Source organism: Syntrophomonas wolfei subsp. methylbutyratica (assembly GCF_001570625.1).
Lineage (GTDB): Bacteria > Bacillota > Syntrophomonadia > Syntrophomonadales > Syntrophomonadaceae > Syntrophomonas > Syntrophomonas methylbutyratica.
The window spans coordinates 212,783-236,509 of sequence record NZ_BBQT01000002.1; the positions used below are offsets into that span (position 1 = coordinate 212,783).

The 23,727-nt window shown below is 45.9% G+C and carries 20 protein-coding genes and 1 other annotated feature; of the genes, 19 read left to right on the forward strand and 1 reads right to left on the reverse strand.

Annotated elements, in window-relative coordinates; genetic code table 11:
* The first annotated feature begins 41 nt into the window (after positions 1–41).
* The 8 genes from AWB54_RS02730 to disA all read left to right on the forward strand — a co-directional run bounded on the left by AWB54_RS02730 (position 42) and on the right by disA (position 10,735).
* On the forward strand, positions 42–788 hold the full coding sequence (locus AWB54_RS02730; RefSeq protein ID WP_061213098.1) for a WecB/TagA/CpsF family glycosyltransferase: 747 nt from the start codon (positions 42–44) through the stop codon (positions 786–788).
* Between the two features lie 254 nt (positions 789–1,042).
* Complete coding sequence (locus tag AWB54_RS02735; protein WP_061213099.1) at positions 1,043–3,175, forward strand: cell division protein FtsA; 2,133 nt, start codon at positions 1,043–1,045, stop codon at positions 3,173–3,175.
* 344 nt (positions 3,176–3,519) lie between these two features.
* Entirely contained in the window at positions 3,520–3,948 is a 429-nt protein-coding gene (locus tag AWB54_RS02740; RefSeq protein WP_061213100.1) for a CtsR family transcriptional regulator, read from the forward strand.
* Between the two features lie 16 nt (positions 3,949–3,964).
* Complete coding sequence (locus AWB54_RS02745) at positions 3,965–4,474, forward strand: UvrB/UvrC motif-containing protein (protein ID WP_061213101.1); 510 nt, start codon at positions 3,965–3,967, stop codon at positions 4,472–4,474.
* A gap of 13 nt (positions 4,475–4,487) precedes the next feature.
* On the forward strand, positions 4,488–5,567 hold the full coding sequence (locus AWB54_RS02750) for a protein arginine kinase (protein WP_061213172.1): 1,080 nt from the start codon (positions 4,488–4,490) through the stop codon (positions 5,565–5,567).
* Between the two features lie 14 nt (positions 5,568–5,581).
* Complete coding sequence (locus AWB54_RS02755; protein ID WP_061213102.1) at positions 5,582–8,068, forward strand: ATP-dependent Clp protease ATP-binding subunit; 2,487 nt, start codon at positions 5,582–5,584, stop codon at positions 8,066–8,068.
* A gap of 235 nt (positions 8,069–8,303) precedes the next feature.
* On the forward strand, positions 8,304–9,659 hold the full coding sequence (gene radA, locus AWB54_RS02760) for a DNA repair protein RadA (RefSeq protein WP_061213103.1): 1,356 nt from the start codon (positions 8,304–8,306) through the stop codon (positions 9,657–9,659).
* A 5-nt stretch (positions 9,660–9,664) separates the two neighbouring features.
* Positions 9,665–10,735, forward strand: a complete 1,071-nt coding sequence (disA, locus tag AWB54_RS02765; protein ID WP_082735979.1) for a DNA integrity scanning diadenylate cyclase DisA — start codon at positions 9,665–9,667, stop codon at positions 10,733–10,735.
* Positions 10,736–11,083: 348 nt separating this feature from the next.
* Here the strand turns inward: disA and AWB54_RS02770 are convergent, their stop codons facing one another.
* Positions 11,084–11,482, reverse strand: a complete 399-nt coding sequence (locus tag AWB54_RS02770) for a nucleoside triphosphate pyrophosphohydrolase family protein (RefSeq protein WP_061213104.1) — start codon at positions 11,480–11,482, stop codon at positions 11,084–11,086.
* Between the two features lie 567 nt (positions 11,483–12,049).
* On the opposite strand from AWB54_RS02770, the gene AWB54_RS02775 reads away from it, so the two are divergent.
* The 11 genes from AWB54_RS02775 (at position 12,050) to AWB54_RS02830 (ending at position 23,727) form a co-directional block, all read left to right on the forward strand.
* Positions 12,050–13,576: an oxygen-binding di-iron domain-containing protein gene (locus AWB54_RS02775; protein WP_061213105.1), complete on the forward strand. Its 1,527-nt coding sequence runs from the start codon at positions 12,050–12,052 to the stop codon at positions 13,574–13,576.
* A 157-nt stretch (positions 13,577–13,733) separates the two neighbouring features.
* On the forward strand, positions 13,734–14,834 hold the full coding sequence (locus AWB54_RS02780) for a PIN/TRAM domain-containing protein (RefSeq protein ID WP_061213106.1): 1,101 nt from the start codon (positions 13,734–13,736) through the stop codon (positions 14,832–14,834).
* Positions 14,827–15,528 carry a 2-C-methyl-D-erythritol 4-phosphate cytidylyltransferase gene (gene ispD, locus AWB54_RS02785; protein ID WP_061213107.1) on the forward strand — a complete coding sequence of 234 codons (702 nt, stop codon included), beginning with the start codon at positions 14,827–14,829 and terminating at the stop codon, positions 15,526–15,528. Before AWB54_RS02780 ends, ispD begins: the two co-directional genes overlap by 8 nt.
* Before the next feature lie 4 nt (positions 15,529–15,532).
* Positions 15,533–16,006 (forward strand): 2-C-methyl-D-erythritol 2,4-cyclodiphosphate synthase, encoded by a 474-nt coding sequence (ispF, locus tag AWB54_RS02790; protein ID WP_061213108.1) that lies wholly within the window; start codon positions 15,533–15,535, stop codon positions 16,004–16,006.
* Between the two features lie 385 nt (positions 16,007–16,391).
* Positions 16,392–17,303 (forward strand): DUF1002 domain-containing protein, encoded by a 912-nt coding sequence (locus tag AWB54_RS02795; RefSeq protein ID WP_061213109.1) that lies wholly within the window; start codon positions 16,392–16,394, stop codon positions 17,301–17,303.
* A gap of 46 nt (positions 17,304–17,349) precedes the next feature.
* Positions 17,350–18,822, forward strand: a complete 1,473-nt coding sequence (gene gltX / locus AWB54_RS02800) for a glutamate--tRNA ligase (protein ID WP_082735980.1) — start codon at positions 17,350–17,352, stop codon at positions 18,820–18,822.
* Between the two features lie 80 nt (positions 18,823–18,902).
* Positions 18,903–19,135 (forward strand) — a binding site (T-box leader).
* Between the two features lie 185 nt (positions 19,136–19,320).
* On the forward strand, positions 19,321–20,043 hold the full coding sequence (gene cysE / locus AWB54_RS02810; protein WP_061213112.1) for a serine O-acetyltransferase: 723 nt from the start codon (positions 19,321–19,323) through the stop codon (positions 20,041–20,043).
* Positions 19,982–21,580 (forward strand): cysteine--tRNA ligase, encoded by a 1,599-nt coding sequence (cysS, locus tag AWB54_RS02815; protein WP_082735981.1) that lies wholly within the window; start codon positions 19,982–19,984, stop codon positions 21,578–21,580. The genes cysE and cysS overlap by 62 nt, the downstream gene beginning before the upstream one ends.
* Positions 21,573–21,962 (forward strand): Mini-ribonuclease 3, encoded by a 390-nt coding sequence (locus tag AWB54_RS02820; RefSeq protein ID WP_061213114.1) that lies wholly within the window; start codon positions 21,573–21,575, stop codon positions 21,960–21,962. The genes cysS and AWB54_RS02820 overlap by 8 nt, the downstream gene beginning before the upstream one ends.
* A gap of 412 nt (positions 21,963–22,374) precedes the next feature.
* Positions 22,375–23,205 carry a thymidylate synthase gene (thyA, locus tag AWB54_RS02825; RefSeq protein ID WP_061213115.1) on the forward strand — a complete coding sequence of 277 codons (831 nt, stop codon included), beginning with the start codon at positions 22,375–22,377 and terminating at the stop codon, positions 23,203–23,205.
* A 12-nt stretch (positions 23,206–23,217) separates the two neighbouring features.
* Entirely contained in the window at positions 23,218–23,727 is a 510-nt protein-coding gene (locus tag AWB54_RS02830) for a dihydrofolate reductase (RefSeq protein ID WP_061213116.1), read from the forward strand.

A 23,727-nucleotide genomic window follows, 5' to 3' on the forward strand; every position in this document is an offset into this window, starting at 1 on the left:
TTCTTTAAATAAAAAATAAGCAGCGGAGTTATGGAGAAAAAATGAAAGAAAAAACCAAGAGCAGAATAGATATTCTGGGATGCCAGATAGATAAGGTAAATATGGACCAAGCCCTGGCTTTTATTGAAAAGAGGATTAATGAGAATATTCCCTCCCATATCATTACCCTTAATGCAGAAATCGTCTACCAGGCACATAAAGACCAGCAGTTGCGGGAAGTTATCAACTCGGCCAGCTTGAATACTCCGGATGGTATTGGTATAGTTTGGGCGGCACGGCAATTGGGCGTAACATTAAAAGAAAGAGTGACGGGAATTGACCTGCTGGATCGTATTTGTTCAATAGCGCCCGCCCGAGGCTGGAGTATTTTTTTCCTGGGAGCAGCCCCGGGAGTAGCTGAACAAGCAGCCAGCAGGTTGTTGGCTAAATACCCTGGCCTGGCCATTGTCGGGACGGAGAATGGATATTTTAAAGAGGAAGAAGAAAAAGCTGTTATTGCCAAAATTAAAGCCCTTTCTCCCCATATTCTTTTTCTTGGCCTGGGAGCTCCCAAACAAGAATACTTTATCAGGCGCAATCTAAAGCTTTTGGGTGCTCCAGTTTGTATAGGTGTTGGCGGCAGTTTCGATGTAGTTGCGGGAATAAAAAAAAGGGCCCCAATACTTTTCATAAAACTAAACCTGGAGTGGCTATACCGCTTGCTGGCAGAGCCGAGCCGCTTCAAGCGGCAATTAGCCTTACCCCGTTTTGCCTGGCTGGTCTTAAAACAAAAATGGCGGGGATATTAATAAACCGGTTCTGGCTTGATTGATTCGATACTAGCTGCCATGTCGCGAGTACAGAAGTAGCGATGCTGGGCGAGTTATTAGATGCTTGAATAGCAGGGTATAGTGGAATACTTACCCTTACTCTCATACTAACCCCCATGGCCAGAGGCCACAAGTAAAGATGAAAAGTGGTTAGTAGGTGCTTGAATGGTGAAATATAGCAGGAAAATTCCCCTTCTGACGACATTTTCTTACTAAGGAGGCTTATTATTACGGTGGATGGTAAAAAAATATTCGCTCTGGATATAGGCACCAGGAAGATAATGGGATTGGTTATGCGGGAGAAGTCGGGATCATATGAGGTGCTAAGCAGCGCCATTATGGAACATAAGACCCGGGCTATGATGGATGGACAGATCCACGATGTGGAAGAGGTAGCCCGGGGTATTCAGTCCATAAAAGAGCAAATTGAAGCGGAATTGCAAATAAAACTGGAATCCGCAGCGGTGGCAGCGGCGGGTCGTGCTTTAAAAACCTCCCTGGGACAGGTAGTCAAGCGGCGCCCGGTAATGAGCGAAATTAGCCCGGAAGAGGTGCAGGCCCTGGAAATCGAAGCGGTTCACCGCGCCCAGTATTTGTTGGGACAGGAAGAAGGCAGGCAGAATGTCCAGGGAGACTATTTTTGTGTAGGTTATAGTATAATTTCCTACTGCTTGGAGGAGCAAGAGATAGGGAATTTAGTAGGTCAGGTGGGCTCCGAGTATGGGGTTAGCGTAATTGCCACCTTTCTGCCCCGGGTAGTAGTGGATAGTCTCTTTTCCGCTCTTAAAAAAGCCGGACTGGAAGTCTACAGTTTAACCCTGGAGCCAATTGCGGCGCTTTCTTTGGCCATACCCCCCAGTATGCGGCTTTTAAACCTGGCTTTAGTAGATATCGGAGCCGGAACCTCCGACATTGCCATTGTAAAAGATGGCAGTATTTATGCCTATGCCATGGTTCCCCAGGGGGGGGATAAGCTAACGGAGAGCCTGGCTGCCGCCTATCTTCTTGATTTTAACCACGCGGAAAAGGTTAAAAGACTCCTATCCCAGCAATCAGATATTGAAATAACGGATGTTTTGGGTAATTGCAGCAAAGTACCAAGCAGCGAAGTTCTTAAGGAACTGCAGGCGGTAATGAACCAATTATTGGAGAACATCAGCCGTAATATATTGGAATTGAATCAAAAGGCTCCGGATGCGGTAATCTGCATTGGAGGAGGAAGCCTCACCCCTTTCCTGGCCTCCGGGCTGGCCGAACATTTGCACCTGCCCCAGAACCGGGTGGGCATTAAGAGCAGTAACAGCCTGGAGGTAATTACGCTGGATAAGGAGCACTTGCAGGGACCACAGGGGATAACTCCACTGGGAATAGCTTATTATTCGTTTTCCCGGGTTCCGGTTCCTTTTATAAAAGTTTTGGTAAATGGGAGAGAGGTTCCGGTCTGGAACCTGGGAAAGCTGGATGTATCTGCAGCTCTTTTAAGCTCCGGTATTAGCCTGGGTAATATTTATGGTAAACCTGGTTTAGGTAAAACCATTGAAGTTAACGGAGAGGTTAAAGTATTCAAGGGTGAGATGGGAACCCCTCCCTTGATTAAGCTTAATGACAGCCCGGCTTTTCTGGAAAGTACCATAGAAGAGGGTGCCCGGATAGAATTTATTCCGGGAAAGGACGGCAAAGAAGCCCGGGTTATGATTCAAGACCTGCTTTCTCTCAGTGAGGGAGAAGTCTTTGTCAACGGGGAACCGCTTCATCTCAAGCCCTTGGTTTTAATTAATGGCCAAGAAGTCAGAGCAGATGAAGAAATACCTGATCGAGCCCGGGTGTTATTTAAACCCCTTAACCGTTTGGCCAATATATTAACCCTGGCCGGAGTGGGTGAACACTGGTTGCAGGAAAGGACCTACCATTATTACCTTAATGATGAGGAAAGATCACTACAATGGGTTCCGATAAAAGTGCTGGTTAACGGGGAACCCGGGCAAGTGAATCAGAAAGTTCCCTTTGGATCTCAGGTAAGCTTCTCGCTAAGTCATTTAAGACCACAGATTAAGGATGCCTGTTCGGGTCTGGAGAACCTTAGCCTGCAGGTTAAAGTAAACGGGCAGATGCTGAGCTTGGAGGGCAAGGGGGCCTTGATCAAGCTGCAAGATAGAGTGGTAAATATGGAAGAAGAACTGGAAGATGGAGTGCATTTAATAATAGATAAAGAGAAAAGCTCCGCCATATTGAGCGATGTTTTTCGCTTTTTTGAAATTGAAACCAGCATGACCGGAGCCCTGAAAATGAAGGTTGATGGAGAGGAAGCCGGATTCACTACCCCCATCTTCAATGGCAGTGAGGTAGAGATAGTATGGGAAGGATAAGAATAAAGCCAGTATGAAAAGTGAGGAGTAAGGGGCGAGGAGTTTAATATATTTCCTGCTACATCTTACTATTCTAGCCCCTAATAACTCACTTTTCATCGGTGGTTGTGGTCCTTGGGTCATGGGGGGTTAGTAAGAAAAGTAAAAAGTAAGGTGTAGGGGTTATAGATTGGTTTCGGACCGTCCCCTTGACACCCAGGAGGCTGAAAAGGCCTCTTTTTGTATTTTAGGGCAGGAATTGAAGGATAATAATAAAGTAAACAATAGTCAAAAAAACCTTTACCTTCTACAGCAAAGCGATTAGAATAGTATTAAGGTCAAAAAAGGTCAAAGAGGTAATAGCTATGAAAAAAAGTTTAGCAGACAGAATCGAAGAATATATCAAAGTATTGATAGCCAGGAGTGGGGCCCAGCAGATAGAAATCCAAAGAGCAGAATTAGCTGAGACCTTCTCCTGTGTTCCTTCCCAGGTTACTTATGTGGTAGCTACTCGTTTTACCGAAGAAGCGGGCTATTTAAGCGAGAGCAGGCGGGGGGGAAAAGGCTTTATTCGTATTAGCTGCTGCGAATTGGATAAGGAAGCAGCACGGGAGAGCAAGCAGGAGTTGTTTATATTTATAGACCGGCTTCTGGAAGTTGAAATCATAAGCCAGAAGGAAGGGGAAATGTTAAAGCATGTAATTAGCAAAAGTTCGCAAGAAGTGGCCCCAGAGCAAAAAAGCCAGTTTTTTGATGCTTTTAAATTTGCCCTGGCTGATTTTCTTAAGAAGTAAATAGGAGGTTTTTGTCATGTACTGTGAAGAATGCAAGCTCAGGCCAGCCACCGTTCATTTGGCCCAGATGTTCAATGGGCAAAAAATAGAGACCCATCTCTGTGAGCAATGTGCCAGCCAAAAGGGTGCCATTATTTTTGGTGCTGATCACCAGCTTTCCATAGCTAATTTGCTGGGCAGCTTTTTGGGAGGCAACTATGGTATACAGGAGGCCAGGTCCCCGGTTCAGAATAGCAGTTGTCCGAACTGTGGGATAAAGTTCTTTGATATAAGACAAACGGGAAAGCTGGGTTGTGCTCAGTGCTATATGGCTTTTGAGCAGGAATTGGAGCCCAGCCTGCGTAGAATTCATGGCAATCGCCAGCATGTAGGAAAAATTCCGCTCCGGGGTGGAGAAAAGGTTTTGTGGAGAAGACAGATAGAGGGTCTGAAACAGCGTTTGCAAGAAGCAGTGGCCCGGGAAGAATATGAGGAAGCCGCGGAAATCCGTGATCAGATTAAAAATCTGGAAAAGAGAACGGGATAAGGAAGTGGGCGGAATGACTATAAAGAAACTATTTGAAGAGACTTTTCTGGCCTGGATGAATGGGGAAACAGCAATTCACTCAGATATTGTAATAAGCAGCCGGGTGCGCCTGGCCAGAAATTTAAGCGAAATAGCTTTTCCCCATTTATTGAATCAGGAATCAGGTCAGAAATTTATGCAGCTTATTAATGAAGCCTGGCAGAAGAGCGAGTTTAAGGAACTAAAGCAGATGGAGCTCGTGACCTTTGAAAATCTCAGTGCTTTGGATCGCAAGATACTGGTGGAAAAGCATCTTATCAGTCCCAACCATGCTCAGTCAACTGCCTTTTACCAGGGCTTGCTGGTCAAGCCTGATGGCTCGCTGGCGGTAATGATAAATGAGGAGGATCACCTGCGGATACAATGTTTTTTGCCGGGCCTGCAGTTGGAAGAGGCTTATCGCCGGTCCCAGGAAATTGATGATGCCCTGGAGAAAGAGCTGGATTTTGCTTTTGATGATCGCCGGGGCTACCTGACTTCTTGTCCGACCAATATTGGAACGGGAATGAGGGCTTCGCTGATGCTGCACCTTCCCGCCATAAGCATCAGCGGGCAGAGTGGACATATATTTCATAACCTGAACCAGTTGGGGCTGACGGTACGAGGGATATATGGAGAAGGAACCGAAGCAATCGGCAACTTCTTTCAATTATCCAACCAGATTACCCTGGGGCAGAGTGAAGAGGACATTAACGCCAGCCTCACTACCATTTCCCAACAGGTAATAGAACAAGAGCGTATGCTTCGGGAAAGTTTACGGGAGCAGATGAAGTATCAGCTGGAGGATAGGATTGGGAGAGCTTACGGAATTCTTACCCATGCCCGGCTTATTAGTTCAAATGAGGCCCTGACCTTACTTTCTGATGTGCGGCTGGGTATAGATATGGGAATGATTCCCCGGATTAGTGCTAATGCCTTAAATGAACTGGTTGTGGATATTAGGCCGGCTCATTTGCAAAAAAAAGCCGGCAGCGATATGGACGCGGTCAGTCGGGATGCCAAAAGAGCTGAGGTAATTCGGGAAAAACTGCAGACCGGGGAAGAAGAAAGCTAAGGAGGAGATTACTTATGTTTAGAAGATTTACCCAGAGAGCCAGAAATGCGGTTATTCACGCCCAGGAAGAAGCCCGCCAGTTGAATCATCCGGCCATTGGCACCGAGCATATCCTTTTAGGATTATTGCGGGAAGGTGAGGGTGTTGGTGCCCGGGCTTTGCTTAACAGTGGTATTGACCTGGAAAAAGTGCGGGAAGAAATTAACCGGGTAATAGGCGCCAATGGTGAAGCTGTGGAAAAACCTGCCGGAGACTTGCCGGTTACTCCCCGGGCTAAAAAGGTCTTTAACCTGGCTTTTGATGAAGCGCGTTTACAAGGAGTCAACTATGTAGGCACCGAACATCTCTTACTGGCGGTATTAAGAGAAGAAGAAGGGGTGGCCGGCCAGGTCTTGCATTCAATGGGAGTCAAGCTGGATCAGATCCGGGAGCAGGTTATGCTGCTTTTGGGGGGGGATGTTTCCTCAACTTACCATAACCAAAATCCCTATCAGGATGCAGTAAGCCAGCCCAATCCACAGGCCAGGAAAAGAGCCCGGAGCAAAACGCCCACCCTGGACAACTTTAGCCGTGATTTGACTCAGGATGCCAGCGAAGGCAGGCTGGATCCGGTTATTGGCCGGAATAATGAAATCGAGAGGGTTATACAGATTTTATCCCGCCGCACCAAAAACAACCCGGTATTGATTGGTGATCCGGGGGTAGGTAAAACCGCAATAGTTGAAGGGCTGGCCCAGCGGATTATAGACAACCAGATCCCGGAAATTTTAAGCAACAAGAGGGTGGTGGCTCTCGACCTGTCCGCTATGGTAGCCGGGACCAAATACCGGGGTGAGTTTGAGGAGCGCCTGACCAGGATAGTGAATGAAATAAAGTCATCCGGTGATGTAATTGTATTTATTGATGAGCTTCATACCATAGTAGGAGCGGGAGCAGCCGAAGGAGCTATCGATGCGGCCAATATACTCAAACCTTCCCTGGCCCGGGGAGAGTTTCAGTGTGTAGGAGCTACTACCCTGAATGAATACCGTAAACATGTGGAAAAGGATGCTGCCCTGGAAAGAAGATTTCAACCTATTCTGGTGGAAGAGCCCAGTATCGAGGAAAGTATTGAAATTCTAAAGGGATTAAGGGATCGTTATGAGGCTCACCATGGGGTTAAGATAGGAGATGAAGCCATTGAGGCAGCGGCCAAGCTTTCCGCCCGCTATATCAGCGATCGGTTCTTGCCCGACAAGGCTATCGACCTGATTGATGAGGCGTCATCCCGGGTCAGGCTGGCTAATTATATTATCCCCGAGGATTTAAAGAAGAAGGAAAGCCAGTTGGAAGACCTGATCAAGGAAAAAGAAGAGGCTATCAATGGCCAGGAATACGAAAAAGCCGCCCGCCTGAGAGATGAAGAACAGAAGCTAAGGGACGAGATAGAGAATGAAAGAAAAGAATGGTCAAGCCAGCGTAGCTTGAATGCAGGAAGCGTAGGCGAAGATGAGATTGCTGCAGTAGTTTCAAGTTGGACCGGTATACCGGTCAACAAACTGGCAGCAGAAGAGAGTGAACGTTTGGTGCAAATGGAAGATGTGCTCCATCAGAGAGTAATAGGCCAGGAAGAGGCGGTCAAAGCCGTATCTCGCGCGGTAAGACGAGCCCGGGCCGGTTTGAAGAATCCCAAACGCCCTATCGGCTCCTTCGTTTTTTTGGGTCCCACGGGGGTAGGGAAGACAGAACTGGCGCGCAGCCTGGCGGAAGCCATGTTTGGCAGTGAGGATGCCATAATCAGGCTGGATATGTCCGAATACATGGAAAAGCATGCCGTATCCAGGATGATTGGCTCGCCTCCCGGATATGTGGGCTATGAGGAAGGAGGACAGTTAACCGAAAAAGTCAGGAGAAAGCCTTATTCCGTTATCCTTCTGGATGAAATAGAGAAGGCCCATCCTGATGTATTCAATATACTCCTGCAGGTTATGGAAGATGGCCGCTTGACGGATGGACAAGGCCGAACAGTGGACTTTAGAAATACCGTGCTTATTATGACCTCCAATGTCGGGGCTGAATCCATCAAAAACAGCAAAAAAGTGGGTTTTACCAGGGCTATTGACGAAGCTCATGATTATAGCCAGATGAAAGAAAGGGTTATGGAGCAATTAAAACACACATTTAAGCCGGAGTTTATGAACCGGATTGATGAAATAATCGTCTTCCAGAACCTCAATGAGCAGGAATTAAAGGAAATAGTTGATTTATTATTGTTGGACCTGAAAGAAAGAGTTAAAGAGAATGGCTATGATATGGAGATAAGCCCCGCAGCCCGGGAATTAATATTAAAAGAAGGATATGATCCGGCTTTTGGAGCCCGACCCCTGAAAAGGGCCATACAGAAATTGGTTGAAGATAGCATCTCCGAAGAAATATTGAAGAAGAACCTGCTGCCAGGGGATAGGATACTGGTAGATGCTGAGGAGGGGCATATCATAGCCCAGAAAGCCAGTAAAAAGTAGGGAGACGGAGGGCGGAGGACGGAGGACGGAGGGCGGAGGTCGGAAAACGGAAGACGGAGGCAAACAAGGGGAGCTGGATTGCTTCCAGTTCCCCGTTATATATTGCAAAAAGTCATTTAATATTCATTGGCTTGTATAAATATACCGCTCGCCAACGCTCGCTTTGTATATTTATGCAACAAAAGGGGTTTTTGCAGTGGAGTCAATATAATATAATTGTTCTAAGGAGAAAGTTATGGGGAAGATCATCAGCAAGTTTGTATGCCATGAATGTGGTTATGAGACTCCCAAGTGGTTGGGGAAATGTCCGGGCTGTTCCGCCTGGAACAGCTTGTTGGAGGAAAGCATAAGTAATAAGCCGCTACGAAGAACGGCAGAGCGAGTTGCCGCCATCCCGTTAAACCAGCTTTCTGCTGAAGATAGTCCGAGGTTCAGCAGTGGCTTATCTGAATTTGACCGGGTTTTGGGGGGCGGCATTGTCCCCGGGTCGTTGATTTTGTTAGGGGGAGACCCCGGTATAGGCAAGTCAACATTATTATTGCAGGTGGCGGGACTAATAGCCGCCGCTGGGAAAAGGGTACTTTATTTATCCGGGGAAGAATCTTTGCAACAAATCCGCTTAAGAGCCAGCCGGCTAGGCATTAATAATGATATGATTTTCCTCCTGAATGAGCAGGATATCGATCTTCTTTATGAATACATAAATGACTTGGACCCGGATTTAATTATTATTGATTCCATACAGACGGTCTATTCCTCCAAGCTATCTTCCATTCCCGGGAGTGTATCCCAATTAAGAGAGAGTACTGCCGCGGTAATGCAAATTGCCAAAAAGATGGGCAAGGCAGTTTTTTTAGTGGGGCATGTAACCAAAGATGGTTCCCTGGCTGGACCCAAAGTTCTGGAACATATAGTAGATGTGGTAGTCTATTTCGAAGGGGAAAAGAATTTTTCCTTCCGCCTCTTACGGGCAGCCAAAAACCGCTTTGGAGCTACCGATGAAATTGCTTTGCTGGAAATGAGCGGGCAGGGATTGGTGGAAGTGCCGGATCCATCTTACGTTTTTTTAAGCCCGGGCCAGGATATTTCTAGTGGCACTGCCATAGTAGCCAGTATGGAAGGAAGCAGACCATTGTTGATTGAGATACAGGCTTTGGTTTCTTCTTTGGGAGCCGGATACCCGCGCCGGATGGTATCAGGCATAGATCAGAACCGCCTGTCATTGATAACCGCGGTTTTAGAGAAGAGGAGAGGATATAAGCTATCGGCATGTGATGTCTACCTCAAGGTTTCCGGCGGAGTTTTTCTAAAAGATCCTTCCGTTGATTTAGGAATTGCAGCTGCGGTCTTGTCTAGTTACCTGGAAAAACCTCTGGCAATGGATACAGTTTTTATTGGTGAAATAAGTCTTAGCGGGCAAATAAGGCCGGTGTCTTTCCTTGATTTACGTTTAAGAGAAATAGATAGAATGGGCTATAAAAGGGTGATTGTTCCAACTTCCCCGGGCAGATCGGCATTATATGCCGGCAATTTGGAGGTCTTGGAGGTCAAGAGTCTTGATCATTTTATAGATATAGTGTTGGAGGGATAAACCAGGTGGAAGAGATTTATGCAGGAACTTTCAAAAAATATCTACAGATGCTGGCGCCCGGTACTGTATTCCGCCTGGGGGTGGAAAATGTGCTGCAAGCTGATACGGGAGGGCTTATCGTAGTAGGGGATTCACCCGAATTAATGAAACTTGTCAGTGGTGGGTTTCACATAGACTGCGAGTTTACACCTTCCCGGCTGTACGAGTTGGCCAAAATGGATGGAGCCATAATAACCAACAGTGATGCCTCCAGGATTGTAATAGCCAATGCCCAGCTGGCCCCTGATCCGGAGATTCACTCCGATGAAACCGGGATTAGACACCGCACTGCCGAGCGGGTGGCTCGACAAACCGGACAACTGGTGGTAGCCATATCCCAACGACGCAAAGTAGTAACTTTATACCAGAGTAATATCGTATTTCGCCTGCGGGATCTGCCCTCCATACTGGTCAAGGCCAACCAGGCTTTACAAACCCTGGAGAAATATCGGAATGTTTATGCCCGCGAACTACAACGTCTGGGCGGGCTTGAATTCGAGGATATGGTTACTGTTTCCGAAGTTTGCAAGGTTATCCGGCGGAGCCTCAAGGTACTGGATATAGCCGGAGAAATTGAAAACCATATAGTTGAACTGGGAACCGAAGGCCGGTTGGTGAGAATGCAATTGGATGAAATGATAGCCTCGGTTGAGGAGGAGGCTCTTTTTATCATCCAGGATTATTCCAACAGCAGCGATAAGAGCCCCCAGGAATTATTAAACAACATGCGGCGGGCCTTTGAGGAAGATATTTCGGACTCGGTATTCATTGCCCGGATATTATCCCTGGGTACCAGCAGCAGTCACCTGGAACAGCAGGTTTCGTCCCGGGGCTATAGAATGTTACATAAGCTGCCCCGGATACCTTTATCCATAATTGATAACCTGGTTGAGCGCTTTGGATTGTTGAGCAATGTTTTACGGGCCAGCATTGAGGAACTGGATGACGTTGAAGGCATCGGGGAAGTTAGAGCCCGTTCCATCAAAAACGGCTTGAAACGTATGCAGGAACAATTGCTCTTGGAGTACATGCTTTAATTGGATATCGGAAGGCGGAGGACGGAAGACAGAAGACGGAATGGTCGTCAGACACCGGTGATGTTCCATCCTGCGGATGTCACAATTAAGGTTGCACCCTGTGGGTACTACTGATGCTCCCTGCGGTCGCTATTAAGGTTGCACCCTGCGGGTACTACTGATGCTCCCTGCGGTCGCTATTAAGGTTGCACCCTGCGGGTACTACTGATGCTCCCTGCGGTCGCTATTAAGGTTGCGGTCATGGGGGGTTAGTAAGGGATTAAGCGGTATCCATAGGTAAGGCCTTATTAAAGCAGGCGGAAGTAAAGGCGGGGGCAGAGCCCCCGCCTTTGGTATCGCTTTTTACGATTATGTCATATTGAATATTCCCAGGGTAGAAGCCTTTTTATATTCCTTGATGAAGACATCATAAAGGCTAATGTCCAGTGTGTTGCAAAGAGCTGCCGTATAGAAAAGCATTTTGCCCATTTCATTGAGGACAATCTCTTCACAATTACTACAAAGCTGTCCGTGTAAATGATTATCAAGATAATTCCTTAGTTCTTCGAAGTTATTGATGTGATCCGGGATCTGCAGTTTCTCAGCTTGGATGGAAAGGCATCCGCAATCAGTAACAGATTTGGTGACCGCCCGGTTAACCCGGCAGGTTGATTCTGAAAGCTTGGAGAGGATATCTAAAATGCTGCGATGCCTAATCAAGAGGTCAGCTACAACATTTTGAAACTCATCACAAATCAAGTCCTTCATAAAGAGACTTGCCCCCCTTTATTCTGTGATTTGATAAAATTATAGCCCCTAAATTGCTGACTTGTCAACAAAGCCCGGCGCAATGGGGGCGGTCGAAATTTGCTGTATTATGAGTACTTTAATAATTGGTTCTACTGCAAAAACCCCTTTTTTGTTGCATAAGGGTTGCATAAATATACAAAGCGAGCGTTGGCGAAGCATGGATGCTTCACCCTGCGGGTACTCCTGATGTTCCATCCTTCGGATGTCACTATTAAGGTTGCACCGGCGAAGGCGAACAGGCGAAAGGGGGCGAGCGACAGGAGGTCGCGAGAGCGCTGCCTCCCATGGACGGGAGATTAGCGCGGTACCCCTTGAGCCGCGAGACAAGCCGTAGGTGTTGCCCATGCGTAGACTGCGAGCGGAATATTTATGCAAGCAAATGCATAATTATTACTTTTTGCAGCGGAATCATAATTACGGGGAAAGTAAAGTGGTAAATATAGGAGAATACCAGAAAGTGATAGCTTGTATATTATCAGGGCTTCACTTATTATGAAATGGAGATTTTGGCGAGGAGGGAATAAGATGCAGAGCGTGAAAATCAGAGAAAACATTTATTGGGTAGGAGTTCAGGATCCGAACTTAAGGGTATTTGATATAATAATGCGCACAGAAAAAGGAAGCAGTTATAATGCCTATCTGATAAAGGGAAGTGAAAAGACCGCGCTGGTAGAAACCGTTAAGAATGAGTTTTTTGAAGAATATATAGAAAAATTGCAAGAGATTGTAAAACTGGAAGACATCGATTATTTAATCATGAACCATACCGAACCCGATCATTCCGGTTCCATAGCCGGGCTTCTAGAAAAAGCACCTGGCATAACGGTTGTTGGCAGTTCCAATACTATTGAATTCCTGCGTGAAATAATCAATAAAGATTTTGATGCCAGGATGGTGGGACAGGGCAGCAAGCTAAATCTGGGTGATAAAAGCTTGCATTTTATTGGTGCCACTTTATTACACTGGCCGGATAGCATTTATTCCTACCTTCCCGAAGATCGCATCTTATTTACTTGTGATTCCTTTGGCAGTCATTACTCCAGTGACAAGATTTTTGACGATTTAATTGAGGAAGACTTCAGCCGGGAATACAAGTATTATTTTGATGTTATTATGGGACCGTTTAAGCCCTATGTATTGAGAGCACTGGAACGGATTAAAGGGCTGGATATCGATATTATCTGTCCCGGGCATGGGCCTGTTTTACGCAATAATATCACCCATTATATAGATTTATACAGGCGGTGGGCAACCCCGGTAGCGGAGTCCGAACCACAACCCAAGATTGTGATGGCCTACGCAAGTGCTTATGGATATACCCGAATGCTAGCTGATAGTATAATAGAAGGCCTAAACGAAAGTGGAGATTTTAATCTTAAAGAGTTTGACCTGGTTGAAGCTTCAACGGAAGAGATTTTGCTTGAACTAGAAAACGCCAGAGGATTTCTGATTGGTTCTCCAACTATTAACAAGGACTGCGTACCGCCGGTATGGAACCTGTTAAGCTCGATGTCCCCTATTATCCACGAGGCGATGGTGGCGGCGGCTTTTGGCGCTTATGGTTGGAGCGGGGAAGCGGTTCCCAATATGCAAAAACGCTTGCGGATGCTGCGCATGAATGTTCTGCCGGGGCTGCGCATCAGATTCCGACCATCCCGAGAGGAACTGGAGCAAGCCGTAGCCTTCGGGAGCAATTTTGGACGGGCGGTTCTGGCCGGCAACCAGGATTTGTTGGAGTTCCAATTTATCAACGATAGCGAAAAAAGAGAAGAAGTAGTGGGGAATTATATTAAGGAATATGCTAATGAGGATATTATTGTGTATTGGGATCCTGCCCTTTGCCAGCATGATACCCACTGTTTTACCCGGCTTCCCCAGGTATTCAATCCTGAAGCCAGGCCTTGGGTGAGAATAGACGGGGCACCGGCGGAAGCCATAATCAGAACCATAAACCGCTGTCCCTCCGGGGCTTTAAGGTATTCCCTTCCTGTGGGTTCAGCTGTTAATCCTGAACTGGCAAAGGGAGCTGGGCTTCTGCCAGGACGTATATAATTCTCCCGGCGGAATTTTATGGCTGGTTATCCTGCCGCTATGGAGTTATTATTCACCCGGTACTGGGCATAAGGTGAAAGGACATAAATAAATCTCACAATTATGGTATAATTAGGCATCTCCGATAGAAGAATAATTATATCGGAGGTGGATTATTGTGCTTAATAAACTATGTATTTCTAAATCCTTGCTGGTTCTGGGCCTCTTCTTTGGAATTGGCTGTGCTAATTTTGCCGGGAGGTTTTTTCAACCCGGAAGAAGCTGGCAGATTTGCCTGGGGATAGGGGCTTTTCTCTTGTTTTATCTATTATCCAGTAAGATGCTTGGCTACTTTTCCAGGCTATATTCCCGAGTAGAGGATCTAATGGATGCTGCTTCAATCGATATACTCCTGGGAGGGACCGGAGGCTTACTTCTTGGAATAACGATTGGAGTACTCTGCAGTTATCCGCTATCCAGGATAGGTGGAGTTGGTAATTTTTTGTCCCTGCTTGTCTTTATTCTGAGTAGCTTTTTGGGCCTTAAGATGGGGATTCGCCGGGGAAAAGAGCTTCTGGTTTTTCTGCCCCAGTCGGGTAAAGCAGGAGACGAATCTTTATCTGCTTTTAATCTTAAAGTATTAGATACCAGTGCGATTATAGATGGTCGTATTTATGATGTATGTCTTAGCAATTTCCTGGATGGTTCCTTATTGGTACCAAACTTTGTTATTGAAGAATTGCAGCATATCGCTGATTCCTCGGACAATATAAGACGCAATAAAGGTAGAAGGGGATTGGAACTCCTAGGAAAAATGCAGAAGCATCCGCGTATAAACATTGATATAATAGAAGATGACATAATGGAAGAAAAAGAAGTCGATGCCAAACTGCTACGCTTGTGTAAACAGCTTGGTGCCAGCATCATCACCAATGATTATAATTTAAATAAGGTGGCTGAATTGCAGGGCATTAAAGTATTGAACATAAATGAATTGACTAATGCCGTAAAGATAATGGTCTATCCAGGTGAAACCATGCATACCTGTATTGTCAGGGAAGGAAAAGAAGTGGGACAGGGAATTGGCTATCTGGAGGATGGTACTATGGTAGTGGTAGAACAAGCCCATAATGAAATTGGGAACGATATAGAGGTAGTTGTGACCAGCGTATTTCAGACAGCCGCCGGAAGAATGATTTTTACCCGTAAAGTGAAGGAAGAAAAGGAATTTGTCGTAGATAGTTTCAAAGAGGTTCAAGAGGTGAATTTGTATGGTTAACAACCTCCGGGTTGTTATTGCTGCTGCGGGGAGTGGCAGTAGAATGGGGGGCAAAATCAACAAGCAGTATATCTTGTTGAAGTCACGTCCCCTGCTGGCTTACTCACTGGATGTTTTTGAAAAAATGGAATTGGTAGATGAAATCGTAATTGTAGCTCAGGCACGCGAGATTGAATATTGTGAGCGTGAGGTAGTAAAGAGATTTAGCTACCAAAAGGTTAGCCGGGTAGTAGCAGGAGGCTTGGAGAGACAGGACTCAATCTGGGCAGGACTGGAAGAGTTGAATAGTAATACGGATTTTGTGGCCGTTCACGATGGTGCGCGGCCTTTTGTCACTTCCGAGCTGATAGAAGAGGTCTTGAAAGAGGCTGTGCGCTGGGGGGCCGCCATTCCCGGCGTTGCGGTCCGGGATACTTTGAAGCAGGTGGACCGGGACAATTTTGTCCGGCAAACTCTGGATAGATCCAGTGTCTTTGCTATACAGACCCCGCAAATATTCAGGTACTGCGAACTGCATAAAGCTTACGAATATGCCCGGGAGCAAAGAGTAAGGGCAACAGATGATGCCTCTCTTTTTGAAAAATATATCGGCCGGGTTAAAGTGGTACCTGGAGACTATCGTAACCTGAAAATAACTACACCTGAGGATCTGGCCATAGCCCGGACTATTTTGGATTCTTTAGGGAAGGAGTAATATTTTGAGGGTAGGATATGGTTATGACGTACACCGCCTGCAAGAAGGCAGGAGGCTGGTTCTGGGAGGGGTAGAAATACCGCATACCCAGGGATTATTGGGACATTCGGATGCCGATGTTCTCCTCCATGCTATTTGTGACGCCCTTCTGGGGGCAGTTGCTCTGGGGGATATAGGCCAGCATTTTCCCGATAGCGATAGTCAATACCAGGACATAAATAGCCTGTTGCTGCTGAAAGAGGTGGCAGGGATTTTACAGCGTACTGGTTGGAGGGTGATAAATGTTGATAGTACGGTAGTGGCTCAGGAGCCTCGTCTGGCACCTCATATTAAGCAGATGCGGCAAAATATCGCCCGCTTCCTGGCTATAGAGACAGAAAAGGTGAGCGTCAAGGCTACCACTACCGAAGGGCTGGGTTTTGAAGGTAGCCAGCAAGGAATATCTGCCCATGCCGTAGTTTTAATAGAGCAAGCCTGATTTCAAAAAGTAATTAATATTATTATGCTTGTATAAATATACCGCTCCAGCGTTCTTAATAGCGACCGAAGGGAGCATAAGTTGTGCCCGACAGGGCGCTACGTATGGGCAACACCTACGGCTTGTCCCGCAGCTCAAGGGGTACCGCGCTAATCTTCCATCCTGGTCACAACCTTAATAGTGACACCCGCTGTCCATGCTTTCGCCAACCTTCGCTTGTATATTTATGCAATCCTTATTCAATAAAAGGGGTTTTGCGGTAGAGCAAGCCTCCAAATAAATCTCGTCTACTATGGTCCCATAGTATAGTTTTACCGAGCAATCTATAGCGAATATTTACCTCCTGAAGGAGCAAGAATAGTAAAAAATAGCAGGAGGTAATAATATGCGTAGCAAAGGGATTATTATGCTGGTGTTTTTTGCTCTGGTCATTGTTAGTGGGTTTTTTTTGCTCCGCCATGATAGCAGCAATACGGTACTGAGAGCGGAAAGAGCCAAAATAGTGATAAGCTTCGGTGAGGACTTGACTGACCAGCAAAAACGCGAGCTTATGGATTATTTCTATAGCTGGCAAAAGGGTAGAGACAGGGATACTCAATATATAACTGTCAGCAATAAGGAAGAAAGAGACTACTTGCAAGGATTAATAGATGAAGAACTTATCGGCAGCCGGGCTATTTCTTCAGTATATTGCGAAACCCTGGACAGAAGTAGAGGAATAGAGGTGGAAACCCGCAATATTACCGCTATTACTCCTTTCATGTATGCCAATGCTCTGTCTACGGCCGGAATAGAAAATGCCCGGGTAATTGTAGCGGCTCCTTTTGCGGTTTCGGGAACAGCAGCTCTGACTGGAATAATAAAGGCCTTTGAAACAGCTCAAGGAGAAAAGCTGGATGAGAAGGCCAAGGAGACCGCTCATGAGGAGATAGCCGAGACTAGCAAATTAGCCAGAAAGATAGGCAGTAACAAGGCCGAAAAGCTAATCTACGAGGTTAAAAGACAGGTTGTGGAAAGAAATATTTCCGAGCCGGAGGAAATAAAGAAAATAATCCTGGAAGTAAGCGCTAAACTTAATATTAATATACCTGCCGCTGATATCGAGCGTATGGTAGGATTAATGCAAAGATTGAACTCCCTGAACATGAACATAAGCAGATTGAATGAGCAGTTGAGTGGCCTGGAGAGAAGTTGGAATGAAGTTAAAAGCAATAGCCGTGAGAGCAATGGACTATTAAACCAGTTACTGGATGCTTTGCGAGATTTGATTACCGGTTTAAAAAACGCTTTGGCTTAGAAAGCCCTCTGCTGGTTGATTTCGCCTGAAGGTGCTATAATTACCGGTGTGCAAAGGAGGCAATAAAGTGAATAAAATAAAAGTCAGGTTCGCCCCCAGTCCTACGGGGCCCTTGCATATCGGCGGTGCACGTTCGGCCTTGTTCAATTACCTTTTCGTTTCCCGCTATAATGGGGAAATGGTTTTGCGTATTGAGGATACTGATTTGGAACGCTCGCACCGGGAATATGAGAGTGAAATCATCGATTCTTTAAAGTGGTTGGGACTAGGCTGGTCAGAGGGAATTGACACCGGGGGACCCAATGAACCTTACCGGCAGACCGAGCGCCTGCCAATATACCAGGAATATGCCGAGAAGCTCCTGGAAGCGGGGCAGGCATATTATTGTTTTTGCAGTGAAAAAGAATTGGAAGCCGAGAGGCAGGATTTGCTGGATAGCGGGCAGATGCAAAAATACTCGGGAAAATGCCGACAATTGAGTATGGCGGAAAGAGAAGAAAAAATAAAACAGGGAATCAAGCCGGCTATCCGCTTTAAAGTACCGGCACACCAGCTTTATATTGTTGATGACCTGGTCAGGGGACGGGTAAGTTTTGACAGCGATGATATAGGGGATTTCATAATAGTAAAGTCTGATGGGATACCAACCTATAATTTCGCGGTGGTTATAGATGATGTACTCATGGGCATCAGTCATGTAATCCGAGCCGAGGAGCACTTGTCCAACACCCCTCGCCAGTTGATGATATACGATGCCCTGAACTTCAGGCGTCCTGAATTTGCCCATATATCTCTTATCCTCGGCAGTGACCGGCAGAAGATGAGCAAGCGTCATGGAGCCACATCGCTGGTGCAGTACCGGGAAATGGGCTATCTACCGGAGGCCCTGTTCAATTTCCTGGCTTTAATGGGCTGGTCCCCGGAAGGTGAAGAGGAAATAATGAGCCCGGCGGAAATCGCCGCCGCCTTTTCCCTGGAACGGGTAGCCAAAAGTCCGGCAGTTTTCGATATTAATAAGCTCAATTTTATCAACCAGCAGTATCTTAAAAAGATCGGAGATGAAGAACTAAAGGGAATGCTTAAGCCTTACCTGGCAGATAGCAAATACCTGGAGAAGATAGAGCAAATGGGTGAGGAAAGGTATGGGCTTTTGGTGAGTACAATAAGAGACTACCTGGTTTGCCTGGCCGATGTGAAAGAGCAGCTGGAAGTTTTTTTCGGCGATATTGACTACGCTGGTGATGCCCGGGAAGTACTGGCAGGAGAAGGGGTCATTCCACTAATGCAGGCTTTTAAGGAGGGAATCCATAAGGTAAATGAAGTAGATGAGATCAAGCAGCTAATCAAAGGCATTACTAAAACACTCAAACTCAAGCCCCGGGATGTATTTATGCCCCTGCGTTGTGCCTTGAGCGGCCAGGCCCACGGCCCGGACCTGTCCTCGTATATAGCCGTTATTGGCGGAGAGGAAGCCATAAGAAGAATAGACCGGGCTATAGATTTTATTAAAAGCCAATAACTATGGAAACTGCTTGGGTTTGGAGCTTGTGGAGTTGACATAATTGCTGCTGCTGCATATAATTTAGAACAAGTGAATACTTAATTGCGGGGAACGGGATAAGTAAGCATGGTATCGCTGCCAGAGAGAAAAGGTCAGCGGCTGAGAGCCTTTTCACAGTATGAGCTCTGCTGAATTGCACCCGGGAGCAGGTAGGCCGAATCTTTAAGTAGGCCTATCCGGTTATAAGCCGTTATGGGATTAAGGGGAGTGCTTTTAGAAAAACAGCGCTCAATTAGAGTGGAACCGCGGAAGAATGCCTTTCGTCTCTTGGAGGGACGAAGGGCTTTTTTTATTATAACGAGGCGAAATATATCCCCCGCTTTTGTAAGCGGTCGGGTTCCTATTGGCAAAACAGGCGATGGCTTTTAATCCCCCCGCCTCGTTGCAGCGCTGTGTTGAAACTGCTCCGCAGTTACTAGTTTCTTCCGAAGCAAAAAAAATCTGGGAGGGGTAAAAATGCTTTCAACCCTAAAGAGAGAGATTCAGGTAGTTTTTGAGAGAGACCCGGCGGCGCGAAGTGTTCTCGAAGTTATTTTCTGTTACCCGGGCTTTCACGCCATTATTCATCATCGTATAGCCCATTTTCTTTACTGCCGCAAACTCTATTTTCTGGCCCGTATGGTATCTCATATCAACCGCTTTTTGACGGGAATTGAAATCCATCCCGGAGCCAGGATAGGTCAAGGTTTATTTATTGACCACGGCAGTGGTATAGTAATTGGAGAGACGGCTGAAATAGGAGACAATGCTACCCTCTACCAGGGGGTAACCCTGGGCGGAACAGGTAAAGAGAAAGGTAAAAGGCATCCCACTATTGGCAATAATGTTACCATCAGTGCCGGCGCCAAGGTATTAGGGGCCATAAGCGTGGGGGATAATGTAAAAATAGGTGGCGGCTCTGTAGTCTTAAAGGCTGTTCCCAGCGGCTGCACCGTGGTTGGTGTTCCAGGGCGAATAGTGGTGCGTGATGGCGCCCGGGTGGAAAACGGTAAAATAGAAGTGGACTTGGAACACCATCTTCTGCCTGACCCCATTGCCGATACTTTAGCGGCTATGCAGGCCAAAATCGATGAACTGGAGCAAAAATTGGCCCGGTTGGAAAGGGAGGAAAAGGATGATGCGGGTGTACAATACCCTAAACAAAAGAAAAGAAGAAATATTGCCATTGGCTCCGCCTGAGATAAAAATATATGTATGTGGTCCTACCACCTATAACTATATTCACCTGGGTAATGCCCGTCCCCTGGTGGTTTTTGATACCATACGCCGTTATATGTTCTACCGGGGGTTAGAAGTTAAATATGTGCAGAACTTTACCGATGTTGATGATAAAATAATTAAACGAGCCCAGGAGGAAGGGCAGGATGCCTTGCAGTTGGCGGAACACTATATTGAGGAGTATTTTAAGGATGCGGATGCCCTGGGCATCAAGCGCGCCGATATTCACCCCCGGGTCAGCCAGCATATGACGGATATAATTGCTGCTATTGCTGGCTTAATAGACAAGGGCTATGCCTATGAGGTTGATGGAGATGTTTTTTATAGGGTGCGGGCCTTTAAGGATTACGGCAAGCTTTCCGGCCGCTCCCTCGAAGAGATGCTGGCCGGAGCCCGGGTGGAAGTTAATGAGCGTAAAGAAGAGCCCATGGATTTTGCTCTATGGAAAGCATCCAAACCTGGAGAACCGTATTGGAACAGCCCCTGGGGACCGGGTCGGCCCGGTTGGCATATAGAGTGTTCGGTAATGTCCATGAAATACCTGGGAGAGACCCTGGATATTCACGGAGGGGGAAATGATTTGATATTTCCCCACCATGAGAATGAAATAGCCCAGGCTGAAGCCTTAACCGGAAAGCCTTTTAGCCGGTACTGGATTCATAATGGTTTTATTACGGTAAACCAGGAGAAAATGTCCAAGTCTTTGGGTAACTTTTTTATACTTCGTGATATTCTGAAAAAATATCCGGCTGATGTTGTGCGTTTTTACCTGCTATCCACCCATTACCGCAGCCCACTGGATTTCGATGATGGCAAGCTGGAAGAGGCGCGGCGCGCCCTGGGCCGGTTAAAAACCACCGAAAACCTGGCCCGGGAGTTTATAGGAGATGGCGAGCTTGGGGGCGAGCAGACCTTTGAGGAGGGTCCAGCCTTGAGTTTCTTGCAGTCGGTGGAGGAACTGCAGAATCGTTATATAGAGGCGATGGATGATGACTTTAATACTGCCCGGGCCCTGGGGCATTTATTTGAAATTTCCCACCAAATTAATAGCTACCTGGCAGCAGCCGCCAATGATACTACAAGCCGCTCTGCGCTGCAACAGGCCTTGAAGGTATTCCAGGAACTGGCTGATGTATTGGGTATCTTTATGGATAAAGAGCAGAATCAGAACCAGATGGTGGAAAAGCTTCTGAAAATAATGGGAGACTTGCGGCAGCTGGCTCGCCAGGAAAAAGATTTTGCCCTGGCAGATCAAATACGAGACTTTATGAGTGACAACGGAATAAGAGTGGAGGATACGGCACAGGGTTCACGCTTTCTTTGGGAACAGTTGCCGGCTGCGGAAAATCTGGTTAACAAGCTGCTGAAATTCAGGACAGAGTTCAAAAAGGCCCGGCAGTTTGATAGAGCTGATAAAGTAAGGGACGAGCTGCAGGAAGCAGGCATAGCAGTAGAGGATACCCGGGAAGGAGTCCGCTGGAGAATTGTTGATGCATGAGGAAATAGAAGAGAAGGCACTGCGCGAATACTCGCCGGTGCTACTGGCTTATGTAGGTGATGCTGTTTTCGAGCTGGCGGTAAGGACCCGCCTGGCGATACAGGGGAAACGCCGGATCAAGGACCTGCATCTGGATGCTGTGGCTGCGGTACGGGCAGAAAGCCAGGCCCGGGTGCTCAGGCAGATACTGGATCACTTAAGCGAGGAGGAGCAAGACATTGTCCGCCGCGGCCGCAACAGCAGGTCAACACCCCCCCGGCATGCCGGAGTGCACGACTATCGCATGAGTACGGGCTTTGAAGCCCTGCTGGGCTATATTTATTTGAAGGGTGATGAACCAAGGTTGCAGGAACTTCTGCAACTGGCCCTGGAGGAGCTGTAAAATTAAGGAATAGGGAGCACGGAATAAAACGATGACTCTACTGCAAAAACCCCCTTTTGGTGCAGAAGGGTTGCATAAATATACAAAGCGAGCGTTGGCGAAGTATGGATGTAGCACTGCGGGTACTCCTGATGTTCCATCCTTCGGATGTCACTATTAAGATTGCACCGGCGAAGGCGAGCAGGTGAAAGGGGGCGAGTGCCCGATAATTAAACATAATTAATTTTATAACGAGGTGAAATATATCCCCCGCTTCTTTAAGTGGTCGGGTTACTATTAAAAAACAGGCGGCGGGTTCTAATCCCCTGCCTCATTGCAGCGGTGTGTTGAAACAGCTCCGCAGTTTCTTCCGATGCTTAATACCATATGGATACTAATCAAGTAATATTATGGATTAGTGAGGTTATGTCTTGTGAGTAAAGCCGATAATATTTTTATTGCAATGTGTAAAGATATCCTTGACAATGGGATTTCTTCTAAAGGTGAGATTGTAAGAGCAAAATGGGCGGATGGTATACCAGCACATACTATTAAAAAGTTTGGTGTTATTAATAGATACGATCTTTCAGAAGAATTTCCAATTCTAACATTAAGGCCAACAAATTTAAAAGCTGCAATCGATGAATTACTATGGATATGGCAAAAGAAATCCAATAATATTAAAGAACTTAATAGTAGTATTTGGGATAGTTGGGCTAATGAGGATGGGTCAATAGGAAAGGCATATGGATACCAATTGAGTATCAAACATAAGTACGGTGAGGGGGAATTTGATCAAGTCGATAGGGTTTTATATGATTTAAAGAATAATCCTTATAGTAGAAGGATTATAGTTAATATGTATAATCACAACGACTTGCATGAAATGAACTTATATCCTTGTGCATATAGTATGACCTTTAATGTTACCGGAAGAAAGATTAATGCGATATTAAATCAACGATCTCAAGACATACTAGTTGCAAATAACTGGAACGTAGTTCAATATGCAATTCTTGTACATATTTTTGCACAAGTATGTGGCTTGGAAGTTGGGGAATTAGTGCATGTTATTGCTGATGCCCACATATACGATAGACATATACCGTTAATTACAGAACTAATCCAAAGAACCCCATATCCAGCACCTAATTTGCTGATTAACCCGGATAAAAAAGATTTTTATGAATTTAAAGTTGAGGATTTTGTATTAGATAATTATCAAAGCGATTTGCAGATCAAAAATATTCCTGTTGCTATTTGAAAAGGAGGCATAATGAAAGCTATTGTTGCCGTTGATTTGAATTGGGGAATTGGATATAAAGGCAACTTATTGCAACGTATACCAGAGGATATGAAGTTTTTTCAGCAGATGACTTTAGGCAAGGTCTTAATTATGGGGAGGGAAACATTCGAATCATTGCCGGGTAAAGAACCTCTGAAAGATAGAATAAATATTGTACTTAGTAAAAATGAGGAATTTAATAATGAGAAGGTTATTATATGCCGTACCCTTACTGAATTATTCATGGAACTGAAAAAATATGATTTGGATAATGTATTTGTAATAGGTGGGGAATCCATATATACACAGCTATTGCCATATTGCACGGAAGCCTATGTTACTAGAATTGAAAACACATATGAGGCAGATAAATATTTCATAAATTTCGATAAAATAGATGATTGGGAATTAGTTTCATCAAGTGATTTAAAAAATTATAACAATATTCAATTTCGCTTTCTTAAATTTGTTAATAGACGGTTTATTTGTTATTTCGGTTAA